8 protein-coding genes and 1 pseudogene are annotated in these 10,143 nt (G+C 44.2%); 5 read left to right on the forward strand and 4 right to left on the reverse strand.

Annotated elements, in window-relative coordinates; genetic code table 11:
• Positions 1-98 precede the first annotated feature (98 nt).
• On the forward strand, positions 99-1,073 hold the full coding sequence (gene moaA, locus MJ764_RS09175; RefSeq protein WP_239326328.1) for a GTP 3',8-cyclase MoaA: 975 nt from the start codon (positions 99-101) through the stop codon (positions 1,071-1,073).
• A gap of 64 nt (positions 1,074-1,137) precedes the next feature.
• Here the strand turns inward: moaA and MJ764_RS09180 are convergent, their stop codons facing one another.
• Positions 1,138-2,781: a lactate permease LctP family transporter gene (locus MJ764_RS09180; RefSeq protein WP_239326330.1), complete on the reverse strand. Its 1,644-nt coding sequence runs from the start codon at positions 2,779-2,781 to the stop codon at positions 1,138-1,140.
• Positions 2,782-3,406: 625 nt separating this feature from the next.
• Between MJ764_RS09180 and MJ764_RS09185 the strand changes: the two genes are divergently transcribed.
• The 4 genes from MJ764_RS09185 (at position 3,407) to MJ764_RS09200 (ending at position 8,273) form a co-directional block, all read left to right on the forward strand.
• Positions 3,407-5,023, forward strand: coding sequence for an inorganic phosphate transporter (locus MJ764_RS09185; protein ID WP_239326332.1), 1,617 nt, complete (start codon positions 3,407-3,409; stop codon positions 5,021-5,023).
• A 173-nt stretch (positions 5,024-5,196) separates the two neighbouring features.
• Positions 5,197-6,333 (forward strand): polyamine ABC transporter substrate-binding protein, encoded by a 1,137-nt coding sequence (locus MJ764_RS09190; protein WP_239326334.1) that lies wholly within the window; start codon positions 5,197-5,199, stop codon positions 6,331-6,333.
• Positions 6,334-6,849: 516 nt separating this feature from the next.
• The gene (surE, locus tag MJ764_RS09195) at positions 6,850-7,602 is read left to right on the forward strand and encodes a 5'/3'-nucleotidase SurE (RefSeq protein WP_239326336.1); all 753 of its coding nucleotides are present in this window, start codon (positions 6,850-6,852) and stop codon (positions 7,600-7,602) included.
• Positions 7,599-8,273, forward strand: a complete 675-nt coding sequence (locus tag MJ764_RS09200; RefSeq protein WP_338053842.1) for a protein-L-isoaspartate(D-aspartate) O-methyltransferase — start codon at positions 7,599-7,601, stop codon at positions 8,271-8,273. Before surE ends, MJ764_RS09200 begins: the two co-directional genes overlap by 4 nt.
• Before the next feature lie 305 nt (positions 8,274-8,578).
• Here the strand turns inward: MJ764_RS09200 and MJ764_RS09205 are convergent.
• From MJ764_RS09205 to MJ764_RS09215, 3 genes and pseudogenes are all read right to left on the reverse strand, one after another.
• Positions 8,579-8,792 (reverse strand): annotated as a pseudogene (locus tag MJ764_RS09205) (transposase); the annotation flags it as partial.
• 123 nt (positions 8,793-8,915) lie between these two features.
• Positions 8,916-9,482 carry an NAD(P)H-dependent oxidoreductase gene (locus tag MJ764_RS09210; RefSeq protein WP_239326338.1) on the reverse strand — a complete coding sequence of 189 codons (567 nt, stop codon included), beginning with the start codon at positions 9,480-9,482 and terminating at the stop codon, positions 8,916-8,918.
• A 78-nt stretch (positions 9,483-9,560) separates the two neighbouring features.
• Positions 9,561-10,143 (reverse strand): integrase core domain-containing protein (locus MJ764_RS09215; protein ID WP_239326340.1); only part of this gene is annotated, 583 nt, incomplete at its 5' end.

Consider the following 10,143-nt stretch of genomic DNA (forward strand, 5'->3'; position numbering starts at 1 on the left):
TGGGATAGAATGCAGCCTTTTTTTTAATTATTCCAATTATTTGTCTTAATTTTTTATTTCTGAAATGATTTTCCTACTTACAGGCGCTTACTTTTCTCATGCTGATTGACCGCTTCAACAGACGTATTGATTATTTACGCATTTCGGTAACGGATAAATGCGATTTACGCTGTACTTATTGTATTCCGCAAGGGTTTACCGAATTTGAAAAGCCGGCTAACTGGCTGTCGTTTGCGGACATTGAACGTGTTGCCGGGGCATTTGCACGCATGGGTGTGTCTCGATTTCGTTTAACCGGCGGTGAGCCGTTGTTACGCAAGAATTTACCGGAGCTGGTAGCACGGCTGGCTGCTTTGCCGGGGGTAGAGGATTTGTCGTTAACCACCAATGGCACGCAGCTTAAACGTTTTGCCCAAGATTTACGTAAAGCAGGGCTGAACCGGCTGAATGTGAGTCTGGATTCATTGCGACGTGAATGTGTGCAGGAGATTTCCGGTAAGGATAGCTTTGATAAAGTCATTGACAGTTTGCAGGCTGCACGGGATGCAGGCTTTGAACAGATTAAAATTAATATGGTGCCGCTGCCGGGGGTGAATACTGGTGATATTGAGGATATGGTGGCATTCTGTATTGCCAATGGTTTTATCCTGCGCCTGATTGAGGTCATGCCGATGGGGGTAAGCGGTCGGAAACTGGAATATTTTAATCTGCTGGAGCTGATTGAAAATCTGCGTCCGAAGTATCAGTTGCATGAAAGCAGACGAGTATATGGAGGAGGGCCAGCCAAATATTGGGAAAGTGTTGATGGCCGTTTTACACTGGGGCTGATTACACCACGTTCGCAGCATTTCTGCGCTACCTGTAATCGGGTACGCATGTCGGTTGATGGCACTTTGTATCTGTGTCTGGGACAGGAGCAGAGTATGGCGTTAAAGCCATTACTGGCGGCAGATTGTTCGGATACACAGTTGGAGGCAGCAATTCAGCAGGCGGTGGATTTAAAACCGGAAAAACATGAGTTTAATGAGCAACCGGACAAAATTGTGCGCATAATGGCGAAAACCGGTGGCTAGAATAGATGTTGCCGCTGCCAAATAAAAGCCCGCTTTGTTGAGCGGGCTTTTGTGCGATAGACAATTAAAACAGGGTTAGCGTCCATGGAAACAGATAAGTTTGTACAACGGTAAACAGGCCGGCAATCACACAGAAGAGCAGGCTGTGGCGTACCGTGAAGCGAAACAGGTCGGATTCTTTGCCAGCCATTCCCACTGCAGCACAGGCAATGGCAATGGATTGTGGGGAAATCATTTTACCAGTTACCCCGCCAACTGAATTAGCGGCAACGGCGAGTACTGGATCCATGCCTACCTGCATGGCGGTATTGGCCTGCAAAGCGCCAAACAGGGCATTGGCAGAGGTGTCCGAACCAGTGAGGAAAACGCCTACCCAGCCAAGAAATGGTGAGAAAAACGGGAAAGCTTTACCGGTATCGGCCAGAGCCAGTGCGAGGGTTGACGACAGGCCAGAATAATTAACCACATAGGCAAACGCCAGTACCAGCCCAATCGACAGTATCGGGTAGCGCAAATCGTATAATGTGTGTTTGAAGGTATCGACAGCCAGACGTGGTTTTATTTTCAGTATCAATATGGAAATGATGGCTGCCAACAGAATGGATGTGCCTACTGCGCCTATCAGATTTAGCTTGAATTCAGCGGCGATAGGGGTATTTTCCGCGACGATAGGTGTGGTTTTAATCACCAGATTATCCAGCATTGGCCAGTGAATTTTGATTAGGCTAAATGAATTAAACCAAGCTTGCAGGGGTTTGATGGTCCACACGGCAACACAGATAGTCAGGATGACAAAAGGTGACCAGGCTTGGGCAATCTGCCGGATGCTGTATTCTCTTGGTTTGCACTGTTTGCTCGGCTGCTGCATGCCACCAAAGGTGAATATTTGTTTTGGCTGCCATTTTTGCAGAAAGAGTGCCAAACACACCAGACTTACCAATGCTGAGGTAACATCCGGCAATTCCGGACCGATAAAGTTAGCGGTGATAAATTGAGTGGTGGCGAAAGAAACGCCGGAAACCAGCAGCGCTGGCCAGGTTTGGCGGATACCGCGCATGCCGTCCATGATAAATATCAGGTAGAACGGAATCACAATAGACATCATGGGTAATTGCCGGCCGGCAAGCTGGCCGATATGAAACGGATCAAGGCCGGATACCTGTCCGCCCACCAGAATCGGAATACCCAGTGCACCAAAGGCTACCGGTGCGGTATCGGCAATCAGGCACAAGCCTGCTGCATATAAGGGCTTGAAACCCAGCCCTACCAGCAGTGCTGCACTAATGGCAACAGGTGCACCAAATCCGGCCGCGCCTTCCAGAAAGGAACCAAAGCAAAAGCCAATAAGCAACAGTTGCAGACGTTGGTCTTCGGTAATGGAAAGAATGGAAGCGCGGATAATGTCAAACTGGCCGCTTTTGACAGTGAGGTTGTAGAGAAAAACGGCGGTGATAATAATCCACGCAATTGGCCACAAGCCATAGAAAAACCCATACAGGGCGGAGGATAAAGCCAGAGTAAGTGGCATTTTGTAAGCAGTCACGGCCACAATGATGGCGAGAATCAGCGTGATGGCACCGGCAATATGGCCTTTCATGCGCAGCACTGTAAGCGCCACAAAGAAAAAGATGATAGGTAACAGGGCAGCCAGCAGGGTGAGATAAATGCTGTTGCCTAATGCAGAGTAACTTTGTACCCATGTGTGCATGTAATTTCTCCTCGATGTATCAGTCTGTTTACAATAAATTTGATGAGATATATACGGTTGTTTTGTGATAAAGGGTGAATGTTATTAATTTTTAATACTGAACAATACAACTTGCTATGGTAGCTGTTACTTTAAAAAATAAAAATGTTAACGTCAATGTTTGTGTTTTTTATTTTAATATTTGTAATTGTTGTCAAGCAGGCTGACTGAAGCGGTTTTTGCTGATTGTTGAGTTAAATGCATGATGTAAATGTGTAATATTTTATAGTTCTTTGCCGGAGTATCGGGAAAAGGTAAATATTTTTATTTCAGCCCTGATTTGGTGGCACACCTGCAACTTATTTGTTCAGTTGTTGTAAGCCAGTAATAGCAGAGTTTAGCCTCTGTCTGTATACTGATGTGACGGGATAATGTGTATGCGCAAATTCAGTACCTCAGTGTTAATAAAAACTGAGTGTTATGCTGGCACAGATGTGTAGCGGTTTGTCACCAGATTACCAGTGATTAAGTGTGGACTAACAAGATGAATCTCCCGTAGTTGGCAGTAAATTTGTCACTGTCACAAAATTGTCATGTTGGTCTTTTACAATAAGTCAGGCTTGTATCTGGTAATAAGGAGAAAACTGTGTCTACGTCTTCTGCGACTTCGTCGTCTGGGGCAATTATGTCTGTATCTGGGAAAACTGGTAAAGTAAGTAAAATTCTGTTTCTGCTGATACTGCTGGGCGGTCTGGCTTATGCGGGTGTTTGTATTTGCCATGATTTGCAGGGTGTGCCCAGTTCTTCACTACTGGTATATGCGTTATTAACGGTAGCCCTGCTGATTGCGCTGGCATTCGAGTTTGTGAATGGCTTTCATGACACAGCCAATGCGGTAGCCAGTGTTATTTATACGCATTCACTCAAACCGAATACAGCAGTAATCTGGTCTGGGGTTTTTAATTTTCTTGGTGTGCTGCTGTCCACTGGTGCAGTGGCTTATGGCGTGATTTCTTTGCTGCCGGTGGAATTAATTCTGCACATGGGCAGTGATGTTGGCTATGCAATGATTTTTGCTTTGCTTTGTGCTGCCATTATCTGGAATCTGAGTACTTGGTGGTTAGGGCTGCCGGCTTCCAGTTCGCACACGCTGATTGGTTCAATTATCGGCGTGGGTGTGGCCAATCAGTTGATGTCGGTAGATCGTAGTACCAGTGGTGTGAGCTGGCGTCAGATAATTAATGTGGGCGAATCATTGTTGTTTTCGCCATTATTAGGCTTTATTCTGGCGGCATTGCTGTTAATTTTGTCGAAAAAGCTGCTGCGTATCCCAGCGTTTTACACGGCACCGGAAAACAATGCACCACCACCGTGGCCGATTCGTCTGTTGCTGATTTTTACCTGTACTACAGTGAGCTTTGCTCATGGTTCGAATGACGGACAAAAAGGCATGGGACTGATCATGCTGATACTGATTGGTACAGTGCCGATGGCATATGCACTCAATCATGCCGTACCCAAAGAGGAGTGGGCGAAATTTTCTGCCAATTCACAGGCAGTGCAGAAAACCATTGAAGATTTGTTGCCACCGGGACTTGTGTTGCATACAGGTACTGATGCGCGTGCAGAGGTAACGGCTTTAGTAGAAGACAAGCAGGGTACGCCGGAGCAGCTAGCAGCACTGGCACAACTGGTACAAATCGTTGAACATGATGTGAGTAAAAGCGACAGTCTGCGTAATTTGCCGCCTAGAGAGGTAGGCAATATCCGTAATGATATGTATCTGATTTCCGAATCTTTAACGTTATTGCAAAAAAATGCCCTGCATCGCCAATATAATCTGAACGCAGTACAGATGGATAGTTTAAATGCGTATCACACATCGATTGACCATGCCACCAAATATATTCCGATATGGGTAAAGGTACTGGTGGCGTTGGCATTGGGAATGGGCACACTGGTTGGCTGGAAACGTATTGTGGTTACCGTGGGCGAAAAAATCGGTAAAACCCATCTGTCTTATGCTCAGGGTGCTTCTGCTGAGCTGGTAACTGCTTCACTGATTTTTGCTGCTGACCGTTTTGGTCTGCCTGTGAGCACCACTCATGTACTGACCTCAGGGATTGCCGGTACCATGGCTGCGAATAAGAGTGGTTTGCAGAAATCCACTGTCCGTAATCTGGTTATAGCTTGGATACTTACCTTGCCGGTATCCATTGTGCTGGCCGGCGGATTATTCTGGTTTTTCCGTCTGATTTTCTGAGTGCAAATTGCTGTTTTGTATCCTTACCGGCCGCTACTCTGTAATTATTTGCCAAATGCTCTTGCAAGGCGCGGTATTTCACAGTTTAATGTCGGTTTAGTGGTGGCTGTGCTGGTGCACGTCATAGATACTTGCCTCCCCGTTACAACGGGCATACAAAATGGAAATCGTGTATGAAAAAATCACTGGTATTGTCAGCCATCGTAAGTGTGCTGATGGCTGCCTGCTCGGATGCCGGTACAGCAAATAAAAATGCTGCCTCCAATAACGCAGTCATGAATTCAACTGACCAGCTTAATATCTATAACTGGTCGGATTATGTTGACCCGGATACAGTAAAAGCCTTTGAAAAAGAAAATAAAATCAAGGTTCGTTACGATTATTATGATAGTAACGAAACTCTTGAGGCTAAAATTCTGATTGGTCGTTCCGGCTATGATCTGGTGGTACCGTCTATTGCCAATGTAGGCCGCGAAATCAAGGCAGGTGCTTACCAGCCGATAAATAAAAGCCAATTGTCCTATTACAACAATATTGATCCGAATCTACTGAAGATGATGGATAAGGTAGACCCGGGTAATAAATACGCAGTACCGTATTTCTGGGGTATGAATACCATCGGGATTAATACGGTACTGGTAGAAAAAGCACTGGATGGCAAACTGCCGGATAATCTGTGGGATCTGGTATTTAATCCTGAATACACGCATAAGCTGAAAAGCTGCGGTATTTCCCTGTTTGACAGCCCTACCGAACTTTATCCGCTGGCTTTACATTATCTGGGTAAAGACCCCAATAGCAGTGAGCCGGAGGATATTCGTGCCGCTACCAATCTGATTAAATCCGTGCGCAATGATGTGAAGCGCTTCAGTTCATCCGGCTATATTGATGATATGGCTCGCGGTGATCTGTGCGTGGCCACTGGTTATGGTGGTGATCTGAATATTGCCAAAAAACGTGCTGAAGATGCTCAAAGCGGCGTGCATTTACAGGTATTGGCTCCGAAAGAGGGTGTTGGGATATGGATTGATTCCTTTATGATTCCCAAAGATGCCCAGAATGTAGCCAATGCTCTGAAATACATTAATTACACGCTCGACCCGAAGGTGGCGGCGAAAAATGGTAACTATGTTACTTTTGCACCGGCCAGCAAACCAGCACGGGCGTTGATGAGCAGTGAAATCAGTAACGATCCGAGTATCTTCCCCACACAGGAAGTGCTGGATAAAAGTTTCGTGGTCTCACCTAAATCGCAGGATGCTGTCCGTTTGGCTGTGCGCTTGTTTCAACAGGTAAAGGCAGGACAGTAGTGTTGTAATATACTGATTCAGACTATGTCTGAATGAATCTGGCTACTACACTGATTTTAATCGTATGTAAAACGAACCGCTCAGGTTCGTTTTTTCTGCTTGTTATTGATACGACGGGCTTACTGCATTATTCGTATGGTTTGCTTGCTAGCATTGCTCACGAAAGTTTCCTATGCCTTTGAATGTGTGCACGCTATGCTGGCGTGGCACGGAAAATTAATAGATATGGCTGCCAGAATCAGTGTAAACCCTTATAATCAGTGGTTGAGCAGAATACGGGCAGTATATCGAATGCCATAATTGTGGCCAGACAGAAAATATTTTCGGATAGTAGCCGGTAAAGAAGTAAGCATACTGGCAGGTAACAGAAATAAACATTGCATTGCGCAGGTTGATTTGTGTACGAACCAGTATGCATATATTTTCTGGCTAATAAGAGAGCTTGGCTGGTTGCGACGGAGTAAGCAGGCCTGAAAATATAGAGGCAGCAGGACAGAAATTTTGAATTGGGTGGTTATGAAAATTTTAATTTGCAATGATGATGGCTATTTGTCAGCAGGGATTGCCTTATTGGCTAAGGTTGCTGCACAGTTTGCAGAGGTAAGAGTAGTGGCACCGGAAAGCGATCAGAGTGGTGTAAGTAATTCTTTTACTCTGAATCGTCCCCTGTCTATTAAAAAAGCCTCGAATGGCTTTTATTATGTTAATGGCACACCAACCGACTGTATCCATGTAGCCTTACATACTATGGCCGATTTCAAACCTGATTTAGTCCTGTCTGGTATCAATCATGGTGCCAATATGGGCGATGATGTTTTGTATTCCGGTACTGTAGCCGCTGCTACCGAAGCTTTTTTAATGGGAATTCCTGCTCTGGCATTTTCAATTAACGACCGCAGTGGCCAGTACTGGGATACGGCCGAAAAAGCAGTGCATACTGTTTTAGCCAAAGTATGCGCACAGCCAGCAGTAGAACCGGTTTTATGGAATATCAATATTCCGGCAGTTAATGCACAGGCAGTGCAGGGCTATCAGGTGACCAAACTGGGACGGCGGCATCATGAGCAGTGTATTGTGCCGTTTGATAGCCCGCGTGGTGAAACCATGTACTGGATCGGGGGTGTGGGCGCTGCTGATACCAGTTGGCAGGATACCGATTTTAGCGCCAATGAAGCCGGTTTTGTCACCATTACCCCTTTGACACTTGATTTAACCAACTATCAGCAAATGGGTGCAGTGAACACATTTTTGCAAGATATACAGTGGTGACAGCAGTGGGACAGGGCGTAGGCTGGACAGGGTATGAATTTAGGCGTGCACGGATGGTGGAAAGGTTGCGGCAGATGGGTATTACCCGTGCTGAAGTACTGTCTGCCATGTCGGCTGTGCCACGACATGTTTTTGTTGAAGAGGCGCTGCGCTCTCATGCTTATGATGATATGTCCCTGCCGCTAGGGCTGGGACAGACCATTTCCCAGCCCTATACCGTAGCAGTGATGACACAGTTACTGTTCGACAAACGACCAATAAGTAATAAGCTGCGTATTCTGGAGATCGGTACTGGTTGTGGTTATCAGACTGCGATTCTGCAAGCGCTCGGTTTACGTGAAATCTATTCAATCGAGCGCCTGCGTCCGCTGCATGAACGAGCCAAACAAAATCTGCGCGCAGTGCGCTTACTGGCTCATGCCCGGCTGGTGTGTGGTGATGGCTATCTGGGTTTGCCGCAGGAAGCACCTTTTGATGGTATTATTCTCACTGCTGCCCCGAAAGAAATACCACTGCCTTTATTGCAACAACTGTCAATAGGTGGCCGCATGGTACTGCCACTGGATGAGGGCGGAGTACAGTTTTTGTGGGTAATCGATAAAACTGCTGAAGGTTTTCAGGAAACCTGTGTTCAGCAGACTTTATTCGTTCCATTGGTGAATGACAATTAAACCTTATTCACAATACACCCGATACACACGTTTTATGATTCCATTTTTAGCCGAGCTTGCTGATGTAATTAAAACATTTGGGAAAGCACCAGCGTAAATGCCTGTCAGTGGTAGCACTGAGTACCGACGCAATCACTAAATCATCCGGTAACTTGGATTGATAATAGTAAGCGCAGCGGCTTAAGCCAACAATTGCGCAGCTCATGGCAATAGTGACAAGAATGACGTTCTTGCAATTGCATAGCCCAAGCTTTACGTGCCTTGATAGGCACTATAGCTTTTTATGATTTCTTCCTGAAGCTGGGATTTTAAACTCAGCTCGGCAAACATCTGCTTAAGCTTGCGGTTTTCAGCTTCCAGCTCCTTTAAACGTTTGATATTGGACGTTTCCATGCCACCGTATTTTTCCCGCCATTTATAAAAAGTTGAATTACCGATGCCATATTTACGGCGAAGTTCTTTGACCGAGATACCGGCTTCAGCTTCTTTTAAAATAGCTACGATTTGATGTTCAGTCATTTTTTCATGTTTGAATCCTCTGTGGGTTAATGAAGAGAATTTTCTACTTCGGAGCTGTGCTATTTTAGGGGATAGTTACACTTAAAAATATTCTGAATAAACTAAAGTAATTAAGAAGCTAAATTACAATTTAATATTTTTCAAAAATAGTTGTCTTTTCTCTTGAGAAGCTGTCCTAATTTGTCCCATATTTTTCCAAGTCACATTCTTAATTCCCAATTGTTTCAAAGTTGATTTAATAAAAACAGATTTAATGGCATTCCCAGCAAAGAAACGAATAAACCATGTGGGAGATGATGAAGTAGTCAAAACTGTAGTTGAATGAATATTGTGAATCTTTCCTTTTACGCCTGTTGGCGTATCAACGTAAGAAAAGTTTTTCTTAAAGACTTTATCAATAAAACCTTTTAAGATTCCTGGCAAATCATTCCACCAGATAGGAAAGATAAATACAATATCGGATGCATCCATTATCATCTTTTGATATTTTTCTACCAAAGGATCTGTTGTTTGTCCCGTACTAAATAATTTTAATTCTTCACTAGTGTATACGGGACTAAAACCGTCTTTATATAAATCAATAATGTCAAAATCTTTTCCACTTTCTTTCAAAAGTGATATAGTTTTATTTAAAATGGCATGATTATAGCTCTGCTCATATGGATGAGAATAAATTATTAGTGTTTTCATTGTAAAATCTCCTTATTTTTAAAATTTACGATAACGAAGTGTAGATACCCCATGTTAGTACAAAACTGACGTAGAAAATTACGCTGCTTGTTTTAGGGTTTTATACTCAATCGGCGTCATATTATTTAATGCTTTATGAGGTCTTTCGGTATTATAAATTGTTAGCCATTCTTCAGTTACCTTACTTACCTGTTGCAGATTATTAAAAAGATATAAATCCAGTACCTCTGTACAACACCAATGATTCAATCGTTCAATATACCCATTTTGATATGGGCTGCCGGGGTTGATGTACTCTATAGTTATACCACGTGATTTTGCCCAGTTAGTAAACGTGTTTCCGGTGAATTCCGATTCATTATCCACCCGTATTTTTAATGGATAACCATGATATTCGGCCAGTTTATCCAGATAACGGATAATCCTACCAGCCGGTAAACTGACCGCAATATCAATGCCTAGCACCTCACGATTAAAGTCATCTATCACATTGAAAGTTTTAAAGCGCCGTTGATTGCGGCTGCTGTCACTCATAAAATCCATTGACCAGCATTCACCTTGTTTATTCGGTACTGATAGCATTTCTGGGTTTCGTGGAGGAATGCGTTGTTTACGCTGTACCCTGAGGTTACGCTTTAATTGGCAATACACCCGATACACA

Origin of the sequence: Snodgrassella gandavensis, from assembly GCF_914768025.1 — a bacterium.
Lineage (GTDB): Bacteria > Pseudomonadota > Gammaproteobacteria > Burkholderiales > Neisseriaceae > Snodgrassella > Snodgrassella gandavensis.

What these genes read in the sequence shown, in the direction of transcription:
- surE (WP_239326336.1), top strand. Translation starts at nt 6,850, where the DNA reads ATGAAAATTTTAATTTGCAATGATGATGGCTATTTGTCAGCAGGGATT.
- MJ764_RS09180 (WP_239326330.1), bottom strand. Translation starts at nt 2,781, where the DNA reads ATGCACACATGGGTACAAAGTTACTCTGCATTAGGCAACAGCATTTAT.
- MJ764_RS09210 (WP_239326338.1), bottom strand. Translation starts at nt 9,482, where the DNA reads ATGAAAACACTAATAATTTATTCTCATCCATATGAGCAGAGCTATAAT.
- MJ764_RS09190 (WP_239326334.1), top strand. Translation starts at nt 5,197, where the DNA reads ATGAAAAAATCACTGGTATTGTCAGCCATCGTAAGTGTGCTGATGGCT.
- moaA (WP_239326328.1), top strand. Translation starts at nt 99, where the DNA reads ATGCTGATTGACCGCTTCAACAGACGTATTGATTATTTACGCATTTCG.